This is a genomic window from Acinetobacter pullicarnis (assembly GCF_006352475.1).
Taxonomy (GTDB): domain Bacteria; phylum Pseudomonadota; class Gammaproteobacteria; order Pseudomonadales; family Moraxellaceae; genus Acinetobacter; species Acinetobacter pullicarnis.
In genome coordinates this window covers 86,926-108,767 of sequence record NZ_VCMZ01000001.1, presented here as the reverse complement: position 1 = coordinate 108,767, position 21,842 = coordinate 86,926, and the positions used below count along the sequence as shown (strand labels likewise).

The following is a 21,842-nucleotide window of genomic DNA, read 5'->3' as shown; positions in this document are numbered from 1 at the left end:
TTAACGAACCCAGCGTACAATATAGTCCTCAATCTGCTCGGCATCGATATCTAGCTCTGAAATACACCGTCCAGCAGCTGACTTTTTGACTTTAATAACTGTTTCCCGTGTACCAGTGTTGAGGTAGTGCCATGATGGTAGATGTTTGCCTTCATTGATACGTCGGTAAGCACAACTCGGTGGCAACCAGTAAATGTTCTGTAATTTTTCAAAAGTCAGCTGAATACAATCCGGTACATGTGTCATGCGGTCGTCATAATCGGTACAACGCGCACTTTCGCAATCCAATAACTTGCATGACACTTTGGTATAGGCGACTTCTTCTGTTTCCTCATCTTCGAGTTTCAGCAGACAGCAAAGCCCACAACCATCACATAATGCTTCCCATTCTGCAGGGTTGAGTTGATCAAGTGGAAATTTCTCCCAAAACTGAGGACGTAAATTAGAATTCATACAGTGATATTTATCTTCATTTCAAGTTTGCCACGATTATAACAGTTTCTGCACAGTGTATTTTTAATGGTGAAATTTATCGAAATGCATTGATATATCAAAGTTTTTTAAACACATATATTCAACACAAACTTACAGTGTCTTGTTTTCAAGACTTTATATACTGAAAGCTCGTTTAAAATGCATGGAGAAATTATTATGTTCCGTTGGGCCATTATATTCGCTGTCATCGCATTAGTTGCGAGTCTCTTCGGTTTTAGCGGTGTAGCTGGCATGTCCAAAGACTTCGCTGTCATTCTATTAATCGTTGCTGTTATTTTGGGAATTGTGAGTTTTATTTCGCGCAATACTTCCTAAGTTTATATATCCCCGTAAAAGAAGGATTTAATCCTTCTTTTTCAAAGTAATTTTTTTCATCAGCTACAACATATTTGTTCACATTTCTATTGTTATTATTCGCAACAAAGTCATTTTCATTGCTTTTATTTATGGTTTAATCGGTCTGCCCTTTTGAGATGCATACAAGGATTGAATACATGACCCTGGCAATTAAAACACGCGAAATTCAGTATATCGCTGCAGATGGCACAACCTTGAGTGGTTATTTTGCCGCACCTGAACATGGCACCCCCGTTGCCGGTGTAATTGTTGCACCAGAATGGTGGGGACGTAATGAATATACTGAACAACGCGCACGTGAATTGGCTGAACACGGTTATGCCGCCTTGGCAATTGATATGTATGGTGAGAAAAAAGTCACCACTACAGCCTCACAAGCACAAGCCTGGATGATGCAGACTTTCGAACAACCCAATACCCTTGTTGACCGAGCAACAGCTGCTTTAGCAACCTTGGCTGCTCAGCCTGAAGTCAACCCAATGCAACTGGCCGCAATTGGTTTTTGTTATGGCGGTAAAGTCGTGCTCGATCTTGCACGGGCAGGCGCGAACTTAAAAGCCGTCGTCACTTTTCATGCGGTACTGAGTGCACAATCCCCTGCCGAAAAAGATAAAGTCCAAGCCCAAATTTTGGTGCTGCATGGCGAACAAGACAGTATGGTCACCTTACAAGATGTCGCTGACTTTGAAGCCGAAATGGCAAGCGCACAAGTAAACAGCCAAGTTATTGTTTTAAAAGATGCGAAACATGGCTTTAGCAACCCACTTGCAGATGAACGTGCCAAAGCAAATGCGGTTGACCTTGGCTACAATGCTGCAGCAGAGAAAACCAGTATCGATGCAATGTACGACTTACTTGCACGCACGCTTACCTAAAAAGCACTGCATACTTCAGATGAAGTTGCTGATCATTTAAAATTTAATCGAATAAGAGGATCAAATATGACTGAGAACAACTGTCCTTATTGTCACTTTGATGAATATGACATCATCGATAAAAATGAGTTCGGGGCAATTTTACCAGAGCATCATCCTTTATCTAAAGGTCATTCCGTGATTATTCCGGTTCGTCATATCAGTTCATTTTTCGATATTTCGGATAAAGAGCGTAAAAGCTTACAATCGCTATTAGAACTGGCCCGTAATGAGTTAAAAATGCGCCATCAACCCGAAGGTTTTCACATTGCCTTTAATGATGGCAAAGTCTTTGACGAAGATGCAGCTGAACATTTTCACATTCATATTATTCCACGCTATAAAAATCAATCGCTTAAGCTGGACAAACGCTGGGGAATTCTAGCGGATCAATGAATCCAAATCATTTAGACCCAACCCACTCAATAGACCTATTGGGTGGGTTTTTTAATGCATTCCAGATTCGAATCCCACGTACTTGCTTAATTTTTTCAATTCAATGTGCAATCACATTAGAAGATAAATACCCAATATTTGCATAAATAAACGGTAGATTGCGTATACTGTCGCCACTTCATTTTACATCACTGCCGATGCCACAATTTTCATTTTCAACGGAACTCTTAAGCTGGTTTGACGTGCATGGTCGCCATGATTTGCCTTGGCAAATTGCAGATGACCCCTACAAAGTTTGGGTCTCTGAAATTATGTTGCAACAGACCCAAGTCAAAACTGTATTGCGTTATTTTGAACGGTTTATTGAACGCTTTCCAACTGTTGAAAGTCTAGGTCAATCGAGCTGGGATGATGTTGCCCCCTACTGGGCAGGACTGGGTTATTATGCGCGTGCTAGAAATTTGCATAAAGCAGCGGGCATCGTTGCAGCACAAGGCAAATTCCCAGAAACCTTGGCGGAATGGGTGGCTTTACCCGGGATCGGCCCTTCGACCGGTGGTGCTTTGATGTCATTGGGTTTACGCCAATACGGTGTGATTATGGATGGCAATGTCAAACGGGTTTTGGCCCGTTTTTTTGCGATTGAAGATGACCTTTCAAAGCCTGTACATGAGCGTGAGATGTGGCAATTGGCCGAATCTTTATGTCCCGAACAGCGCAACCATGACTATACCCAGGCGATTATGGATCTGGGTGCAACAGTGTGTACCCCGAAAAAACCACTGTGTTTATACTGCCCAATGCAAAAAAACTGCAAAGCACACCAACAAGGTCTCGAACAAGAACTACCTTATAAAAAACCGAAAAAAACCGTTCTAACTCGATTTGCCAAAGTATTGTTGGTTCAATTCAACGATGAATGGTTGTGGCAACAAAGACCGAGCACTGGTTTATGGGGCGGGCTATGGTGTCTACCTATTGTTGAACAAGATGCTGAATTTCAAAATTTATGTGCGCAGTTAGATTTAAAAACTGTGCAAGCTCAAGTGGAAATTTCACATAGTTTTACCCATTTCACTTGGAAGCTACAGGCCTATATTTTTCATATCGATAAAGATCAACAAGAGTTTATACAAACTGAGTTGGGTGGAACCTGGTTAAGTTCTCAACAAGCTGTCGCATTGGGGGTGCCAACCGCAATGAAAAAATTGATCTCCTTAATAGAGTTATGACATAGTCGGGTATTGGATCACCCATCATATATCTCGAATTAAACATAAGGATAAATTGTGTCTGCTGCATTGCGATATTGTCTGATCAGTTGCTGTATCATCGTGCTAAGTGCATGTACAACAGCCCCCAAAAAGAAAGCCACCTCACCGGCCACAGCTAACCAAGCAGCACAACTGAAAAATATGCCCTTGCCGCAACGCTTGCCAATCCCTGTACAAAACGTCAAAGCTGAACGACTTAGTGATACTTGGGGAGCTGCACGAAGCCAAGGACGTAGTCATGAAGGGATTGACATTATTGCTCCACGTGGAACGCAGGTTTATAGCGCAACCGATGGCGTGGTTTCTAGTTTAAAAAGTAATAATTTGGGTGGGACTGTGATATGGATTTTGGGTCCAAATAATTCATGGCATTATTATGCGCACTTAAATGGCCACCGTAAGGGCTTGAAAGAAGGTGACTTTGTAGCAAAAGGCACCCTGATTGGCTTTGTCGGCAACACGGGCAATGCGCTGCATACCGCACCACATTTGCATTATGGGCTGTATCTCGGTGGTAAAGGACGCGGTGCAGTCAATCCCTACCCTTATTTACGCTAGGCTTCTTTAGGTAAAACCGATCTATATAAATCTTCAGTACGCTAAACTTACTTAACACTGACTATATTTATGTTGGTCTTGTTGAGCTTATATACGCCCATCTTGTTGATGTTGTTTAGACCTGTTGACGCGTTTTTAGCCAATAGATAGACCGAATTGGTCGCTCTATTTCAGGAAAGATGAACTTTCTAGACTGTGTTTAAACAACGTATGAATTGGCTCAGATACTGATTATACTGACTGATTAAACCATTATTTTTCATTGATTTTATTTAGGATTCTCCCATGTCTGAAGCGTTGATCAATCGTTTAGTTGAATTTGCGGAAGCTGGAAATCAGCAAAAAATTCAAATCCACGGCCAGACCCATCAAGGCTGGGTGATGGAAATCACCGACGAAGCCATGTTATTAAGTACCGGTTATTCAGAAAAAAATGGCAAAGATGTTTGGATTAGCTTTGAAGAGCTACAACAAGCTGAACTTTTTTGCTGGGACAACAAAAATCAGCAGTGGACACGATTCACGCTCTAAGGCAAAGTCTGCTAAAAGTACCTCATCGGGCTTGATACAATTTAAAGACGTCAACTTAAATACGTCAATTGAATAAGTCAGTGTAGAAGCCAATAAAGGAAGTGAAGCATGACAATACAGCGCTGTGGTTGGTGTTCTGATGATCCCATTTATGTGGCTTATCATGATGATGAATGGGGCAAGCCAAATTTTAACGAAGCGCATTTATTTGAAATGCTATGTCTTGAAGGTCAACAAGCCGGATTATCTTGGATTACCGTGTTAAAAAAACGGGACAATTACCGCCAACACTTTTTTGCGCAGCCCATTGCAAGTATTGCAGCCCTAACCGATGAACAACTGGCAGAAAAATGTCTCGATGCAGGACTGATTCGACATATCGGTAAACTCAAAGCCATTCGTGACAATGCCATTGCATGGCAAAACTTGCGGAATAATGGAACCGACATGGTGCAATGGCTATGGGCTTTTGTCGATGCGAAAACCATCAACAATGATGTTCCTGACTATAAACAAGCACCCGCACAAACCGAAATCAGCAACAGCATGTCAAAAACCCTAAAGAAGAACGGTTTTAAATTTGTAGGGCCGACCACTTGTTATGCCTTTATGCAAGCTGTTGGTATGGTCGACGACCATGAAAATAGTTGCCCGAGCAAAGCCAAGTAAGTAAAAATACGACAGCGCATCAATAAGATTTGGAAAAGTAAATTTAGATACGACAAACATCAAAGCATGAACAATATGAAAAAAAACATAAGGACTGAACCATGACCAAGCAAACCATTCGTGCTTATGCAGCCATGCAAGCAGGTGACAAACTGGTGCCCTATCAATTTGATGCTGGTGAATTACAGCCCCATCAGGTTGAAGTGAAAGTTGAATACTGCGGACTGTGTCATTCGGATCTTTCGATGATCGATAATGATTGGGGTAGCAGCGTCTTTCCATTGGTTGCAGGGCATGAAGTCATCGGCACCATCATCCAATTGGGCAGTGCAGCCAAAGGACTGAAAGTCGGTCAACGTGTTGGGCTTGGCTGGACAGCTGAAAGCTGTGAACACTGTAATTTATGTATTGATGGTAAACACAACTTATGCAGTCAGCAAACGGCGACGATCGTCAATCATGCCGGTGGTTTTGCCGATAAAGTTCGTGCTGCTTGGCAATGGGTAATTCCATTACCCGATGACTTGGATCCTGAAAGTGCAGGACCATTATTGTGTGGGGGCGTGACCGTATTCGATCCTCTATTAAAACATAATATTCAAGCCATTCATCATGTTGCTGTGATTGGGATTGGTGGCTTGGGCCATATGGCAATTAAATTACTCAAGGCTTGGGGCTGTGAAGTCACTGCTTTCACCTCAAATCTAGACAAAACCGATGAGCTCAAAGCCATGGGGGCCGATCATGTGGTCAACAGCAGAGACCTGACTGCGATTAAAGCCCAACGCGCTCAATTTGATTTAGTGCTGTGCACGGTCAATGTCAGCCTCGAATGGAAAGCCTATCTCAACACCCTAGCCCCTGAAGGCCAATTACATATGCTGGGTCTGGTGCTTGAACCATTGGCCATTCCAGCAGGCAGTTTAATTGGCGGTGCCAAAGCGGTAACAGGCTCACCAACCGGTTCACCTATCGTACTGCGTAAGCTACTTGAATTTGCTGCGCGTAAGCAGATTGCACCGCAAATCGAGTTATATCCAATGTCACAAATCAATGCAGCCATTGAACGCCTACATTCAGGGAAAGCCCGCTATCGCGTTGTGCTTAAAGCTGATTTTGATCCAGCGCAATAAGCGACTGATGCATAGCAATAAGAGAAACAGATAACCCATTGAGCTTAAGTCTTCTTTTCAAAAAATGAAGACTTAAGCGACCAACTTAAGCCTCTGCTTTTAACTGCGCTTTGGTCCATGTCGCTAAGCATTGAATGGCTTGGCGAATGTCTTCGGATAATTCATGTCCCGCATTTAAGCGAATGCAGTTGTTATAGCGGTTGTCTTCACCAAATAAGATGCCCGGCACAATATTGATGCCCTGCTGCTGTGCATAACGATACATCGCCAAACCATCTATTTGCTCAGGCAACTGTAACCACAAGGCATAGCTTCCTTCGGGTTGATTTAAGCGAATTTCAACCGGATCAAAGCATTCAATAATTGCCGCCCGATACTGTTGTAACTGCTCGATTAAACGCGGTTTTAACTGATTTAAATGGGTCCGATAGGCTCTGCTATATATGAAATCAGCCAATCCCAATTGTAACGGGCTATTGACTGCTACATTATGCGTAATGATGGCGGCACTTAAATGTTGTAATCGAGCAGGCAAACTAAACCACCCCACCCGATAGGCTGGCGATAAGGATTTAGACACCGAACCGCAATACAGCACATAGCCCTGTTCATCCCAATACTTGATTGGTAAAGGTCGCTGTGCTGCAAAACTACATTCGGCATAGATATCATCTTCAATCACATAGCACTGATATTTCGCTGCTAACTGCGCAATTTTTTCTTTGTCAGCATGGCTTAAGCAAAAGCCCAACGGATTTTGGTAATTGGCAGTCAACATACATAGCTTGGCACCTGAATGCTGCATTGCCTGTTCCAGTCGGACTAAATCTATGCCTGCTGTATCGGCTGGAATTTCGACAATTTTACGGTTTAACGCCGCCAGTAACTGCAACTGTCCATTGTAATTCGGGGTGGGAACAATAATGCTATCACCGACTTGGGTCAGCGTTTGAATCAAAACAGACAATGCAGGCATGCAACCATTGCAGATATAAATATCTTCTTTGGCAATATAAAAGCCATCTTCAGCCCAATGTGCCGATAGTGCCTCGCGCAATTGCAAATGCCCTTGTCGATTGCTATATAAAAAATCTTCGGGATGGCTGTGCTTCAGAGCACGCTGGATTGAACGACGCAGTGCATCAATGGGAATTAACTGCGGTGATAACTGGATCGAACCCAAATGCACTCGATTCGGATCATTCGCGGCTTGGAAGATCTCCATTTGCAACTCTAAATTGGAAACCTGTCGTGGCTTCGATTTAAAGTCTGGATGCTGTGGTACTGAAATTTGCGTACTACGCTGATCTCGCCCACAGACAAAATAACCCGCCTTGGGCTTGGCCTGAATTAAACCTTGTGCTTCAAGTAAGGCATAGCAATTCATTGCGGTATTGATGCTGATTTGCTGCTGCTCGGCAAATTGTCTCAGTGAATTTAAGCGCTGCCCTGCTGCAAGTTCGCCACTATAAATTTTTTGCGCCAGTTGCTGGGCGTGGCTTTGATACTGAAACACCATTTTCTGTACCCTTTTTTTAGCTTTTACTGTATCTGTACCCAAGAGCATATCAGATTTATTGTAGCGACTCATCTACGACATCCAAATGCAAAGAATTTAAGGAGCCCAGCATGAAGCTCGTTTATCTCGGTACACTCAGTGTATTCCTCATGGCTTGCCAACCACCCCAAATTAATCAAGCGGCACAGCAGCAACATTTTGTCTGCAAATCTTTAATTGAGGGTTTCTTAAAAACACAGCAGTTGGGGCAGTATCAACTCAGATCAATTCGACCAACCTTGGTAGAAATGACCGATCAGCGCCATTATGTCTATAACACCACTAGCGACAATAACGCGCTATTAAATACCCCAATTCAGCCACGCTTACACTTTAACTGTGAACAACAAGACAATCACTTTGTGCTCAATCTACTTGATGGATATCAACAGGAGCCAGTTCAAGTGATGCGCTTGGATTTACCATCTGAGCAGATGATTAAGCAGTTGACAGCTTTTCAGCTAAAAACTCAATAAATAAACGCACGCGCTTCGGCAAGTACGCTTGTTGATAATAAACAGCATGAATATCTTGATATTTAAATTCAATTTGGTCATCTAATAAGGTGACCAAACGCTGTTGGGCAATGTCTTGATCGACCAGGAACTCAGATAAGCAACTGATGCCTAAGCCTGCGATACACATCTGAAGTATGGTTTCACCACTTGAGGCTTTGAGTTATGCCGCAGTCTCTTTTGCAGGTGCGGCATTGGCCGCTGTTGCATTGCTGTTGGTGCTGATACAAATCCGTTTGAATCCCATTCAAGCCATATATCAAACGGTATAAAAAAACAGCGCTAAAGTTGAACTTTAGCGCTGTTTTTAAAAGCCAAGCAATTTTTTTCGACTGAGATTTAGACTTAGATGTCGTTTAAGCCCAATACATCTTTCATGTCGTATTTTTTGGTGTCTTTGCCCACGACCCATGCTGCGGCACGTACAGCGCCAGAAGCAAAATTCATGCGGCTGGTGGCTTTATGTGTCACTTCAACACGCTCACCTTCACCAATAAACATCACGGTATGTTCACCGACGATGTCACCACCACGAATGGTTTCAAAACCAATGGTTTCACGATCACGTGGACCGGTATAACCCTCACGGCCATAGACAGCGACTTTCTTTAAATCACGGCCCAACGTATCGGCAATGGCTTCACCCATCATCAACGCAGTGCCAGATGGCGCATCCACTTTATGGCGATGGTGTGCTTCAATAATTTCAATATCAACCGTGTCAGCAAAAACCTTAGATGCCAATTCCAGCAGTTTAATGGAAACGTTGACCCCAACCGAATAGTTGGCTGCATAAACCAATGGAATCTGTGTTGCAACTTGATCAAGCTGCTGCTTTTCTGCATCCGACATCCCTGTGGTGCCAATCACCATCGCGACGCCAGCATTACGGCACAATTCCAAATGTACAGCTGTCGCAGCCGGTGCAGTAAAATCGATGACCACATCACATTGATTCAGTACCGATTCTAAATCACCAACCACCTTCACCCCAATATTGCCAATGCCTGCAAGTTCACCCGCATCTGAACCAACCAAAGAGCTTTCTGGACGCTCAATTGCAGCCGCAAGTTGAAAACCGGCTTGTTGTACCGCTTGAATCAAGGTACGACCCATACGGCCGCCTGCACCTAAGACTGCAATACGTGGATTTGCTGACATCATATTTCCCTAATTTGGTTTTTCAATTGCGCCTACTATAGCAAAACTCTGTACGCAGACTAAGCGGCATCGCAAAAAATTCATTGGCCATAAAAAAGGCCTATTTGCATAGGCCTTTACTAAATCACATCATCACAATTTGCTTAGACATTCAATTAGTCAAACAAACGATCAAAGAATGATTTTTTCTTTGGTGACGACTTATGGTCATCGCCATCAAGGGTATCTTGCAATTCTTTTAACAACTCACGTTGACGTGTGGTTAAGTTTACGGGTGTCTCGATCACGATACGGCAGAGTAAATCACCTTGCATACTGGTACGCACAGGCTTAACCCCTTTACCGCGTAAACGGAACAGTTTGCCCGTTTGTGTTCCTTCAGGAATTTTGAGACTGACACGACCTTCTAAAGTCGGGATTTCCATCTCTTTACCTAAAGCCGCATCTGCGATGCTGACCGGAACATCCATATACAAATCAGCGCCATCACGTTGGAAGATTTCATGCTCACGCACCACCACTTCAACATAAAGATCACCTGACTGGCCATCACCAATCGCTTCACCTTTACCGGTTAAGCGTACGCGGTCACCGTTGTCCACGCCTGCAGGAATGGTCACTTCTAAGGTTTGCTGACGATCAGACACACCTGAACCATGACATGGCTGACAAGGGTTCTTAATGATTTTCCCTTGACCACGACAGGTACTACACGTTTGTTGTACAGCGAAGAAACCTTGCTGCATACGCACTTGTCCAGCGCCATGACAGGTTTTACAGGTTTCAACATCTTTTGGATTTTTTGAACCTTTACCATCACAGCTTTCACACGGTGCTGGTGCAGTAAAGGTAATGGTTTTTTTAACCCCTTTGACCGCTTCTTCTAGCGTCAATTCCATTACATAGCGTAGATCAGATCCACGGCGTTGACGTTGTTGACCACGACCGCCGCCACCAAATGCGCCACCAAAAATATCGCCAAATTGACTGAAAATATCTTCCGCGCTAAATCCGCCTTGATGGAAACCACCACCGCCGCCGCCACCTTCAAAGGCATTGTGCCCCATACGGTCATACATGCTGCGTTTTTCGGCATCGGATAAAATTTCATATGCTTCCGCACATTCTTTAAATTTTTCTTCGGCTTCAGGATTGTCAGGGTTACGGTCCGGATGATATTTCATTGCCAACTTACGGTAGGCTTTTTTAATTTCATCATCACCAGCGGTTTTAGAGACCCCCAAAACCTCATAATAATCACGTTTAGCCATAGTTGGCGCTGCTCCACAGAATTTGATTTTACTTTACTGCGAACTACGTGGGGGTAGGGTCATCATTTTACAAGCGGATAATTTAAAAAAAATCAGAATACGGCTTTATTCTTAATATATTTACTGAAGCCTTTCAGCCAAGCATTTAAAAGATATAACCACGCAACGGCGCTAAAAACCACACCAATAACTGTACAAGCCTTGACCCAGATGAAGCTATCCCAAGGTTGAAACAGTAAAGGAATAAACCATAATGCGGCAAATGCAGCGAGTAATAAGAACATGATCACGCTACGCATCACCCATAACGCTTGAGCATGTATCCAAACTTCCGTATTTTCGACGTGAACCACCTTGCGCGCGAGCCAGTACGAAAGCACAGCCGTCACAATGCTAAATAAAGCAAGGAACATAAATGCATATGCAAAGGCAATATAGCGACGATGTTGTTCTAAATTATTTTTCCCCATGGGTATTTTTTTACCTCAATTCACTGCTAACTTGATTAATTTTCTGCAATGAAATCTCAAGTGTTATTTTCTTTAAAAGATTAGGTGCTACTATATTGAATTTTTCAATATTTCGCACCTAATATTCGCAAAAAATTAACGATTAACGACTTGTTTCTTAACTTTAAACCATGCGGCATACAACGCTGGCAAGAAAAATAGGGTTAAGAAGGTCGCAATAATCAAACCGCCCATAATCGCAACGGCCATTGGGCCAAAGAAAATGCTGCGAGATAAGGGAATCATGGCCAATACCGCAGCCAAAGCGGTCAATATAATCGGTCTACAGCGACGAACGGTTGCGTCTAAAATCGCATTCCACGGATCATGGCCTGCGCGAATATCTTGCTCGATTTGATCAATCAGAATCAGAGAGTTGCGCATAATCATACCCGATAACGCAATTGTGCCAAGCATCGCAACAAAACCGAAAGGTTTGTTAAACAATAATAGGAATAAAACCACACCAATTAAGCCTAGTGGTGCGGTTAAAAATACGATAAAGGCACGTGCCATGCTTTTTAGCTGAATCATAAGCAGGGTAAACACCACAGCCAAAAATAATGGCATACCTGCATTGACCGAAGACTGGCCTTTGGCAGACTCCTCAACCGTCCCACCAACTTCAAGCAAATATCCACTCGGCAGTTCTGCACGTAATTGCGCCATCTGTTCAGACATTTGATTGACCACGGTCGCGGGCTGCAAATGGGTACGTACGTCGCTGCGCACGGTAATGGTTGGTAAACGATTACGATGCCAAATCAAACCATCTTCAAATTTGTATTGAATCGTGGCAATTTGCGACAAAGGGACACTGTTGCCCTTACTGGTCGGTACCGCCAAACTGGCCAATGAAGCCACATCAACACGCTCAGCTTGATCGCCACGCAAACGGATATCAATCAATTCATGTTTCTCACGATATTGATTGATGACCGCACCTAAAATCGAGCTATTTAAGAAATTCGCAACATCAACACTAGATACGCCCAATTGGCGTGCACGATCCTGATCAATATCCAATGAAATAATCTTACTCGGCTCCCCCCAATCCAAATGTACATTGGCAGTATTTGGGTTTTCACTCACGATTTTAGCTACTTTCTGTGCCCACTGTCTGACGATATTTAAGTCTTCACCAGAGACACGATACTGAATTGGATAACCGACCGGTGGCCCATTTTCCAATAACGTCACGCGTGTCCGCACATCTGGTAATAGCTTACGAATTTGTTCATCCAGCGACTTACGAATTTCATCACGGTCATCCAAAGACGAGGCCAAGACCACAAATTGGGCAAAGCTGGCTTGTGGTAACTGTTGATCCAGTGGCAAATAAAAGCGAGGGGAACCTGTGCCCACATAAGCCACATAATTATCAATGCCGGGTTGCTTGGAAAGAAAAGCCTCCACTTTTTTAACCGCCTGTTCAGTGGCAGTCAGTGAGGCCCCCTCTTCTAATTTTAAGTCGACTAAAATTTCAGTTCGATTTGATGGGGGAAAGAACTGTTGTGGTACCAATTTAAACAGCAGCACCGAACCCACAAACAATCCTGCGGTAATGCCAATGACCGTTTTTCGATGTTCGATACACCATGCGACAAGCATTCTAAAGCGTTGATAGAATTTGGATTGATAAGGATCAAAATGCCCATCGCTTTGACTGTGCCGCACAATCGGTTGCGGTTCAGGTTGCTTCCGTAAACGCGCCCATAAGCGTTGATACCACGGCGCTCGTTGTGAATGCTGATCTGGCTTAAAGTCTGGCAGTAGCTTATCGCCCAAATACGGTACAAACAGTACCGCCGCAAACCATGACACCACCAAGGCAATGGTCACCACTTGGAAAATCGAACGGGTATATTCACCCGTCCCCGAAGCCGCTGTGGCAATCGGTAAAAAGCCTGCAGCTGTAATCAGTGTCCCAGTCAACATTGGAAATGCCGTGGTTTTCCACATAAAGCCAGCAGCTTGCAAACGGCTATAGCCCTGCTCCATTTTAATGGCCATCATCTCGACTGCAATAATCGCGTCATCGACCAATAGACCCAAAGCTAAAATCAGTGCACCCAAGGAAATTTTGTGCAAGCCGACATCAAATAAATGCATGCCCGCAAAGGTCATCGCCAAAACCAGTGGAATTGAAAAGGCCACCACCAAACCTGTGCGAAAACCCAAAGAGAAAAAGCTGACCAGCAAAACAATAATCACTGCCTCAGCCAAGACTTTAATAAACTCATGAATACTGTGCTGTACGGCAACCGGTTGATCGGATACTTTTTTCAACTGCATGCCCAACGGTAAACTTTTCTGTAGGGCACTAAACTCGGCTTCAAGGTTTTTGCCTAAGGCAATAATGTCACCGCCTTTACGCATTGAGACCGCCATCCCAATGCCATTTTCTCCCATAAAACGCATCCGTGGCTGTGCCGGTTCACTAAAGCCACGATAGACCTCGGCAACATCACCCAACTGAATGGTGCGGTCACCCACCAGTAACGGCATTTTCTGCAGTTCATCCACACGATGTAATTGACCACTGACTCGAATTTGAATGCGATCTGAAGCCGTTTCAAAAAACCCAGCCGGAGTCATATTGTGTTGTTGCTGCAAAGCCTGTTGAATGGCTGCCACGGGTATACCCAGTTGCGTGGCTTTGGTATTAGAAATTTCAATCCAAATCTTTTGATCTTGTAAGCCAATTAAATCGACTTTATTGACATCTTTGACTCGCTGTAACTGCAGTTGCAAACGATCGGCATATTCTTTGAGTACCGCATAATCATAGTCGGCACCGGTCAGTACATAGATATTGCCAAAGGTATCGCCAAACTCATCATCAAAAAATGGCCCTTGTACCCCACTTGGCAATTGCGTTTTGATGTCGCCAATTTTCTTACGCACCTGATACCACACATCGGGGATCTGCTGCGGCTTCAATGAATCTTTGGCAATGAACATCACCAATGATTCACCTGGACGAGAATAGGCAGCAATACGGTCATATAGACCGGTCTGCATCAATTGTTTTTCAATGCGATCTGTAACTTGTAATGTGACTTCTTCAGCCGTCGCACCGGGCCAGTAGGTCTGAATGACCATCACTTTAAAGGTAAACGGTGGATCTTCACTTTGCGACAACTTGGAATAAGACACCAAGCCCACGATGCCCAAGAGCAGCATGAAATAAAGAATCAGTCCTTTATTTCTTAAGGCCCACTCAGACAAGTTAAAATTCATGGCTGAACTCCTGTCTGGGTGTTTTTAGCTACTGCCTGAATCTGCACTGCACGATTCTCACGATCAATCGGATGAATTTTTTGTTGCTCATGCAATAAATGCACACCACCAACCACCACCCAATCCTGTGCATTCAATCCTTGGGTTACCTGCACTCGATCACGCCCATATGCACCTAAACCGACCAGCACTTTACGAATACTGTGATTGGGATTGACCACCCAAACATAGGCTTGCTGCCCATTGGCGGAAACACTGGACAAGGGCACCATCAAGACATCGTGCTGTTGGTGGTTAAAAAACACCCGTGCACTTTGCCCCATCTGAATACTGCCCTGCCCTTCTTTTAAAGCCACTTTGGCACTAAAAGTACGCGATGCATCTGCTGCGGGTGAAATCTCCCGCACATAGGCGGCAAACTTTTCTTCTGGTTTCGACCATAAAGTGACCCAAGCTTGTTGCCCCACTTGAATTTTAGCAACCGCCTGCTCTGGCACCCCAATCACCACCTCACGATCACCATCAATCGCCAACTGATAAGCAGCCTGCCCTGCGGCAATGACTTGTCCAACCTCAATATTGCGTTTGGTAATCACCCCATTTTTATTGGCCAATAACTGGTTATAACCGGTCTGATTGGCAGAGACATTAAAATTTGCTTGTGCTTGCTTGGCCGCGGCAATTGCAGCTTCATACTGATTTTTAACCACATCATACTGCGATTGACTCACTGCATGCATCGGTAGCAATTGTTGAAAACGTTTCAGTTCATCTGCGGCGACTTTCGCGGCAGATTGGGTACTGTCTAATTGTGCTTTGGCTGAATTGAGCTGTAGCTGCGCGTCTTTCACATCAAGCTTGGCCAAGACTTGCCCAACTTTGACCCGGTCACCGACATTGACAAAACGTTCAGTGATTTGTCCCCCAACTCGAAAAGCCAAATCAGTGGCTTGTCGCGCTTGTACTTCCCCAGCATAGCTTTGTTGCTCATTCAGTGTTGTCGCTGGCTGCACCACCATGACATAAGGAACCGCTTCTGTTTCCTCAGTCTTTTTACTGCATCCCAACAACATCACACTCGACACGATTAACATGCTTAATACCGTCGATTTCCATATACTCATAGGCGTGGCTCTTATTCAGCTGTTTTTCAGGCACAATAGGCTTAATTTAATCAATTTAGAGTGCAAATTAATTAGTGTACCGCATAGTACATTAATTAATATTTTTGCTTCAAGCGCATCTTAATTTTTTTTGGAGATACTTTGAAAATAACCGTTGGACGTCCCAAAGACCTTGAAAAACGTAAACAAATTTTAGTCGCTGCTAAGTCAGTTTTTCTAAAATCTGGCTACCACGGCTCAAGTATGAATCAGATTGCCAAAGAAGCCGGTGTTACTAAATTGACGGTCTACAACCATTTTCAAGACAAGGAAAATTTATTTAGCTGTGCCATTGAACAGACCTGTGAAGAATCTCTGCAAGCACAGCCGTTTAAACTGCATGCAGGTTCTGACTTTAATCATGCTTTTTTTCACGCATGTGAGATGTCACTAAAAGTTATTTATCTGCCCGAAGCACTAAAACTTGAACATTTGTTATTTGAATTGGCTGCCGAGAAAAACCCCTTAGCATTACAGTTTTATAATGCGTCACATACGCGTATGCGCTTACTTTGGGAAGATTTTTTTAAAGAGGCATTGGCATTAAAGCATATTGAAAGCGGTGATATTGAACAACAAACCGTGTTAATTTTAAGCTTACTTTTGGGCATTCGACACTACGAAGTGCTACTCGGAATGCGGGAAGTACCGACGACGCAAGAAAGACATCAAATAATATTAAGCAGTATTCAATTATTTTTAATGAAATATCAATTAAATTCAGGCTAAAGTAGGGCCCAGCCAAGCGATCCCACTGTGCCCAGCTTTTAAACTGCTAGGTGTGGATAGACAGCTAATTTTAAATATGAAAGATCATATGCTCAGCAAACCAACGTTACAATGGCGATAGGCCAAGTAACGCAGGCAAAAAAGCATAGCAAAACCATGTAAAGCATACTTTTGTATTACACCACTTGGAATGTAATGATTTCGCGTTATAGTCGAAATATAAGAAAGGAGATGAAGTATGGCTCAACAAATTGATGCACCCTTGCGTGAAGATGTACGCTTATTGGGTAATCTTTTAGGGGAAACGTTAAAAGAACATGCCGGACAAGATCTGTTTAATCAGATTGAGCAAATTCGTGCTTTGTCCAAAGGCGCACGTGATGGCCAAATCGAAGCGGAGAAACAGCTTGAACAGCTATTTTTAAGTCTAGAAGACCATGAAATTCTCCCATTGACCCGTGCTTTTTCGCACTTTCTCAACTTTGCCAATATTGCAGAGCAATATCATGTGGTGCGTAGCCGCCGCCAAGCAGAGTCTGATCCTGAACAAGCATCACCGAATGTACTCGAACCCTTGTTCGAAAAATTTAAAACCCAAAATATCTCAGCATCGCAGCTCTATCAACAAGTCTGCGAACTGAACATTGAATTGGTGCTTACGGCACATCCAACTGAAGTCAGTCGTCGTACCCTGATTCAAAAATATGATGGCATTAATGATTGTCTGTCTAAACTTGATCAACAAAAGTTGACACCAAGACAACGGGCGCAAGTGCTCAACGAAATGAAGCAGCTGATTATTTCAGCTTGGCAAACCGATGAAATTCGTCAGCACCGTCCAACTCCAATCGATGAAGCCAAATGGGGGTTCACCACCATTGAGCAAAGTCTTTGGAATGCCGTGCCACAGTTTATTCGCCAATTAGATGGGCTGGTACAACAGCATTGCGAACAAGGCTTACCGCTGGATATCGCCCCGATCCGTTTTGCCTCTTGGATGGGCGGTGACCGTGATGGCAACCCGAATGTAACCCATGTCGTGACCCAAGAAGTGCTGTGGTTATCGCGTTGGAAAGCAACCGATTTATATTTACGTGACATTGAAGATCTGCGCTGGGAACTGTCGGTGCAAAGCTGTTCAGATGAACTGAAGCAAGCCTTGGGTGCAGAACATGCTGAACCCTACCGTGAATATTTACGTGCAACCCGACAACGCCTCGAACTGACCCGTGATTGGCTCACGCATCAATTACAAGGTCAAATCTCGGATATTGATCCAACCCAAATTATTCGTCATAAAGATGAATTATTAGCACCGCTGTTGCTCTGCTATCGTTCTTTAATCGACTGTCATTTGCCTGAAATTGCCAATGGTCGTTTGCTTGACTTTATCTATCGCATCAATTGCTTTGGCATTGAGCTATTAAAATTAGATATTCGCCAAGAATCAGGGCGTCATCGCCAAGCCATTTCCGCCATTACCGAATATTTAGGTTTGGGTAATTTTGAAACGTGGACAGAACAAGCCAAGCAAAATTTCTTATTACAAGAATTGCAAAGCAAACGACCGTTGTTGCCAAAACATCTAACTGAGTCGCCAGAAAGCCTTATTGAACATCCAGATGTGCAAGAAGTCTTTGCGACCATGCACATGTTGGCAGAGCAGCCACAAGCAGCGTTGGGTGCCTATATTATTTCCATGGCCGAATACCCAAGTGATGTGTTGTCTGTATTGCTCTTGCAAAAAGAAGCTGGCATTCAACATCCACTGCGTGTTGTCCCACTATTTGAAACGCTCAAAGACTTAGATGGCGCGGCTGCGACCATGAACACCCTCTTGGGCATGTATTGGTATAAACAGCATATTCAAGGCAAGCATGAGGTCATGATTGGCTATTCCGATTCGGCCAAAGACGCTGGCTTTATGTCCGCCAACTGGGCGCAATATCGTGCACAAGAACAATTGACCCGTATTGCTAAACAGCATGATATTCAATTGATTTTATTCCATGGCCGTGGCGGTTCGATTAGTCGTGGTGGTGCACCGACCCAACAAGCTTTATTTTCTCAACCTCCTGGTTCAATTTCGGGTGCGATTCGTGTCACTGAACAAGGTGAGATGATCCGCTTTAAATTTGGTTTAGAGGAAATTGCTCAGCAAAACCTTGAAATTTATAGTGCAGCAACCCTTGAAGCCACCCTATTACCACCGCCAGAACCGAAACAAGCATGGCGCGACTTGATGGATAAAATGACCGAACATTCGGTTCAGGTCTATCGCCAAACTGTTCGTGACAATCCACACTTTGTAAAATACCTACGCACAGTAACCCCTGAGCTTGAATTGCAAATGTTGCCACTCGGTTCGCGTCCAGCCAAGCGTAAAGTCAGTGGTGGCATTGAGTCATTACGTGCCATTCCTTGGGTATTTGCATGGACTCAAATCCGCTTAATGCTGCCTGCATGGCTCGGTACTGGTGCTGCGATCAATCAAGTGATTACGCTTGATGGTAAAAACACCTTGGCGGAAATGCTAGTTGAATGGCCTTATTTCCAAACCTTAATCGATATGTTGGAAATGGTGCTGTCTAAGTCAGATCGTCATATTGCCTTATATTATGAAGCGCATTTAACCGATGACGAAGACCTCAAAGCCCTCGGCTTAGAACTACGTCAACGCTTACAAGACGCGGTACAGACCTTATTGGCCATTAAAGGCGAATCAAAACTGCTCAGCTCCAATGATGTGCTCGATCAAGCCATGAAAGTGCGCAAGCCTTATCTGTTGCCGTTACATTTACTGCAAGCAGAATTGATGAAACGCCGTCGTGGTTACTTGGCTGAACGTCAGGCTGAACATACTCCAGTCGATCATGCCTTGATGGTGAGTATTGCAGGAATCGCAGCAGGACTACGCAATACAGGTTAAGTCTTTGCAGTTTACTCCCCCACTTTATATCTTTTTCTAAGATACAAGGTGGGAGCAAGGCGTTCCCCCTCTCCTTTTCTAAGAAACAAGGTGGGAGTAGGGCATTTCCCTCTCCTTTTCAAGGAGAGGGCCAGGGAGAGGTTGCTTTTTCTTTACCCTCTCCCCATAGGGAGAGGGAGCTACATCATTTTTTGATATGCTGCGATCCAAAGAAATCCCTCCCAACCTCCCTTTGAAAAAGGGAGGAGCGTTGTATATCAAATTCAGTATGATATTTAATGGAAGTTGCCCTCTTTTTCAAAGATGAGCCATATATGGCGCAAGGGGGGAGCTACACCTTTTTTAAATCATTTTCTTGGACGTCTTCCGATGCAATTACATGCACATATCTATTATGAACACGATCAATTTGATCAAGCAGATCTACTCCGTACTTTTCTGACAGAAAACTTTCCGCAAGGTGTGGTTGGCCGCTTTCATCAGCAACCCGTTGGGCCACATACTAAAGCCATGTTTCAAGTTAAATTTGATCAACTCGAATTTGCCAATTTACTGGTTCTAATCCGCCCGCATACTTTAGGGCAATCTATTTTGATCCATCCCGATATTGAAGATCAGGTTTTGGCACATACCGCAGAAGCCCACTGGATTGGCCCTGCTCTACCGTTAAATATCGATGCGTTAAAATAATCAGGAGCGTTCTCGGTTTACCTCAATACATGCGCAAACTGCTGCAAAGAAATTGGCAGGCTGCGCTTAAGGCTTGAATCCACCAAATAATGTTTTTTAAATAAGCAATAAAATACAATCTATTCGCAGTAATATTTACCTAATGGTAAAAACAACAATAAAGTCATCAAAATAATTTTAATCATCGCATGCAAACTGCGCTTAATTTTTTTTTAAACAAGCGTATGATGTGTGCAGTTTAGTTTTAGAGCGCCCAAAATATGAGCAGTTGGTTTCCAAAATGGCGTCCGTATCAAGGTGATATCAATCATCAACCGGTCGGTACCAATGAGTATTTGCCGCCAGCACAAAGTGCGGTATTGGGTATACAACATGCATTTGCCATGTTCGGTGCCACAGTTCTTGCGCCATTTTTAATGGGTTTTGATCCAAATCTCGCGATTTTGATGTCCGGTATTTGTACCATTCTATTTTTTATTATGACTGCGGGCCGTGTGCCGAGTTATTTGGGGTCAAGCTTCGCCTTTATTGGCGTGGTGATTGCCGCAACAGGTTATAGCGCATCAGGCACAGGTGCACCAAACCTCAACCTTGGGGTCGCTGCGGGCGGCATCATGGCTTGCGGTGTGTTATACGCTTTATTTGGTTTTATAGTGATGGCTACGGGCACCAAATGGATCGAAAAACTAATGCCACCTGTGGTCACTGGTGCCGTGGTGATGATCATTGGTTTAAACCTCGCACCTGTAACGGTTAAAGGCGTGATGGGCAATAACTTTAATATGTGGATGTCCTTAGTGACCGTCATGTGTATGGGAAGTATTGCGGTATTCACCAAAGGTTTGATGCAGCGTTTATTGCTGTTGATTGGTTTACTGTTGGCTTATCTGATTTATTTTATCGTATCTAATCTGATGGGTTATGGGACTCCGATTAACTTTGCAGCGATTCAACAAGCGGCATGGTTCGGGATTCCAACCTTTCATTCCCCTGTATTTAATGCCAATGCCATGCTGATCATTGCCCCGATTGCACTGATTCTAGTCGCAGAAAATTTGGGACATATTAAAGCGGTCAGTGCGATGACTGGTGAAAACCTTGATCCGCATATTGGTAAAGCCTTTGTGGCCGATGGTGTTGCAACCACACTTTCTGGCGCTGTTGGCGCACCGGGCATGACCACCTACGGTGAAAATATTGGCGTAATGGCCGTTACTCGGGTCTATTCCACCATTGTCTTTGTGATCGCGGGTGTATTCGCGATTTTCCTCGGTTTTTCACCAAAATTTGGTGCAGTGATTCACACCATTCCATCGGCCATCTTAACGGGTGCATCAATTGTAGTGTTTGGTTTAATTACCATTGCCGGCGCGAAAATTTGGATTGAAAACAAAGTTAACTTTTCTAAAAACAAAAACTTAATGGTGGCTGCAGTCACGATTATTTTAGGAACAGGTGATTTTGCATTACAGTTTGGTCAATTCAATTTGGGCGGTATTGGTACAGCGACCTTTGCAGCACTGTTTTTAAACTTCATTTTTAGTTTAAAAGACCCTGAACCTTAAACCGATCAATCAATGATGAATTAATGGGAGCTTGGCTCCCATTTTTTTTGCTGAGAAAAAGCTAGAACGACTGAACTAAAAAATAAGTGCATTCCAGTCCCCGAACAGATCGAAGCAAAGCCACTAAAAAGCGGTTTTCTCAGCCGGTTTTTCTTGCCGAATGGCTCAGGGCTTTATTCGTT

Annotated in this window: 21 protein-coding genes and 2 pseudogenes; 15 read left to right on the top strand and 8 right to left on the bottom strand. The window is 43.7% G+C overall.

Annotated features, from left to right (window positions below):
• Positions 1-453: a YcgN family cysteine cluster protein gene (locus tag FD716_RS00485; RefSeq protein WP_139850467.1), complete on the bottom strand. Its 453-nt coding sequence runs from the start codon at positions 451-453 to the stop codon at positions 1-3.
• 198 nt (positions 454-651) lie between these two features.
• On the opposite strand from FD716_RS00485, the gene FD716_RS00480 reads away from it, so the two are divergent.
• From FD716_RS00480 to ahr, 8 genes are all read left to right on the top strand, one after another.
• Positions 652-810 carry a DUF1328 domain-containing protein gene (locus FD716_RS00480; protein ID WP_139850466.1) on the top strand — a complete coding sequence of 53 codons (159 nt, stop codon included), beginning with the start codon at positions 652-654 and terminating at the stop codon, positions 808-810.
• A gap of 179 nt (positions 811-989) precedes the next feature.
• Positions 990-1,727 (top strand): dienelactone hydrolase family protein, encoded by a 738-nt coding sequence (locus tag FD716_RS00475; protein ID WP_139850465.1) that lies wholly within the window; start codon positions 990-992, stop codon positions 1,725-1,727.
• 66 nt (positions 1,728-1,793) lie between these two features.
• On the top strand, positions 1,794-2,162 hold the full coding sequence (locus tag FD716_RS00470; RefSeq protein ID WP_139850464.1) for an HIT family protein: 369 nt from the start codon (positions 1,794-1,796) through the stop codon (positions 2,160-2,162).
• A 197-nt stretch (positions 2,163-2,359) separates the two neighbouring features.
• Positions 2,360-3,394 carry an A/G-specific adenine glycosylase gene (mutY, locus tag FD716_RS00465; RefSeq protein WP_139850463.1) on the top strand — a complete coding sequence of 345 codons (1,035 nt, stop codon included), beginning with the start codon at positions 2,360-2,362 and terminating at the stop codon, positions 3,392-3,394.
• Positions 3,395-3,451: 57 nt separating this feature from the next.
• Entirely contained in the window at positions 3,452-3,994 is a 543-nt protein-coding gene (locus FD716_RS00460) for a M23 family metallopeptidase (protein ID WP_139850462.1), read from the top strand.
• Between the two features lie 285 nt (positions 3,995-4,279).
• Entirely contained in the window at positions 4,280-4,525 is a 246-nt protein-coding gene (locus FD716_RS00455; protein WP_139850461.1) for a hypothetical protein, read from the top strand.
• Between the two features lie 108 nt (positions 4,526-4,633).
• Complete coding sequence (locus FD716_RS00450) at positions 4,634-5,194, top strand: DNA-3-methyladenine glycosylase I (protein WP_139850460.1); 561 nt, start codon at positions 4,634-4,636, stop codon at positions 5,192-5,194.
• Positions 5,195-5,295: 101 nt separating this feature from the next.
• The gene (ahr, locus tag FD716_RS00445; RefSeq protein ID WP_139850459.1) at positions 5,296-6,327 is read left to right on the top strand and encodes an NADPH-dependent aldehyde reductase Ahr; all 1,032 of its coding nucleotides are present in this window, start codon (positions 5,296-5,298) and stop codon (positions 6,325-6,327) included.
• Positions 6,328-6,412: 85 nt separating this feature from the next.
• On the opposite strand, the gene FD716_RS00440 is transcribed toward ahr, so the two are convergent.
• A complete protein-coding gene (locus FD716_RS00440; RefSeq protein ID WP_139853574.1) occupies positions 6,413-7,846 on the bottom strand; it encodes an aminotransferase-like domain-containing protein in 1,434 nt (477 codons plus the stop codon).
• 110 nt (positions 7,847-7,956) lie between these two features.
• Here FD716_RS00440 and FD716_RS00435 point away from each other — a divergent pair, with 110 nt between their 5' ends.
• Entirely contained in the window at positions 7,957-8,361 is a 405-nt protein-coding gene (locus FD716_RS00435) for a hypothetical protein (RefSeq protein WP_139850458.1), read from the top strand.
• Here FD716_RS00435 and FD716_RS00430 read toward each other — a convergent pair.
• Positions 8,324-8,563: pseudogene (locus FD716_RS00430) on the bottom strand (LysR substrate-binding domain-containing protein); the annotation flags it as partial. The gene FD716_RS00435 and the pseudogene FD716_RS00430 sit on opposite strands and share 38 nt — an antisense overlap.
• On the opposite strand from FD716_RS00430, the gene FD716_RS19230 reads away from it, so the two are divergent.
• Positions 8,538-8,672 (top strand): hypothetical protein, encoded by a 135-nt coding sequence (locus tag FD716_RS19230; RefSeq protein WP_267285298.1) that lies wholly within the window; start codon positions 8,538-8,540, stop codon positions 8,670-8,672. The pseudogene FD716_RS00430 and the gene FD716_RS19230 overlap by 26 nt on opposite strands.
• Before the next feature lie 73 nt (positions 8,673-8,745).
• Here the strand turns inward: FD716_RS19230 and dapB are convergent, their stop codons facing one another.
• From dapB to FD716_RS00405, 5 genes are all read right to left on the bottom strand, one after another.
• On the bottom strand, positions 8,746-9,561 hold the full coding sequence (dapB, locus tag FD716_RS00425; RefSeq protein WP_139850456.1) for a 4-hydroxy-tetrahydrodipicolinate reductase: 816 nt from the start codon (positions 9,559-9,561) through the stop codon (positions 8,746-8,748).
• A 155-nt stretch (positions 9,562-9,716) separates the two neighbouring features.
• Positions 9,717-10,832, bottom strand: coding sequence for a molecular chaperone DnaJ (dnaJ, locus tag FD716_RS00420; RefSeq protein ID WP_139850455.1), 1,116 nt, complete (start codon positions 10,830-10,832; stop codon positions 9,717-9,719).
• A 92-nt stretch (positions 10,833-10,924) separates the two neighbouring features.
• Entirely contained in the window at positions 10,925-11,302 is a 378-nt protein-coding gene (locus FD716_RS00415) for a hypothetical protein (RefSeq protein ID WP_139850454.1), read from the bottom strand.
• A gap of 135 nt (positions 11,303-11,437) precedes the next feature.
• On the bottom strand, positions 11,438-14,584 hold the full coding sequence (locus tag FD716_RS00410; protein ID WP_139850453.1) for an efflux RND transporter permease subunit: 3,147 nt from the start codon (positions 14,582-14,584) through the stop codon (positions 11,438-11,440).
• Positions 14,581-15,708 (bottom strand): efflux RND transporter periplasmic adaptor subunit, encoded by a 1,128-nt coding sequence (locus tag FD716_RS00405; RefSeq protein ID WP_139850452.1) that lies wholly within the window; start codon positions 15,706-15,708, stop codon positions 14,581-14,583. Before FD716_RS00405 ends, FD716_RS00410 begins: the two co-directional genes overlap by 4 nt.
• 141 nt (positions 15,709-15,849) lie before the next feature.
• Here FD716_RS00405 and FD716_RS00400 point away from each other — a divergent pair, with 141 nt between their 5' ends.
• From FD716_RS00400 to FD716_RS19015, 5 genes and pseudogenes are all read left to right on the top strand, one after another.
• Entirely contained in the window at positions 15,850-16,476 is a 627-nt protein-coding gene (locus FD716_RS00400) for a TetR/AcrR family transcriptional regulator (protein ID WP_139850451.1), read from the top strand.
• A gap of 238 nt (positions 16,477-16,714) precedes the next feature.
• Positions 16,715-19,405 (top strand): phosphoenolpyruvate carboxylase, encoded by a 2,691-nt coding sequence (ppc, locus tag FD716_RS00395; RefSeq protein WP_139850450.1) that lies wholly within the window; start codon positions 16,715-16,717, stop codon positions 19,403-19,405.
• A gap of 369 nt (positions 19,406-19,774) precedes the next feature.
• A complete protein-coding gene (locus FD716_RS00390; protein WP_171476967.1) occupies positions 19,775-20,095 on the top strand; it encodes a DOPA 4,5-dioxygenase family protein in 321 nt (106 codons plus the stop codon).
• Positions 20,096-20,355: 260 nt separating this feature from the next.
• A complete protein-coding gene (locus FD716_RS00385; protein WP_139850448.1) occupies positions 20,356-21,660 on the top strand; it encodes a solute carrier family 23 protein in 1,305 nt (434 codons plus the stop codon).
• A gap of 72 nt (positions 21,661-21,732) precedes the next feature.
• Positions 21,733-21,825 (top strand): annotated as a pseudogene (locus tag FD716_RS19015) (plasmid replication DNA-binding protein); the annotation flags it as partial.
• Positions 21,826-21,842 lie beyond the last annotated feature (17 nt).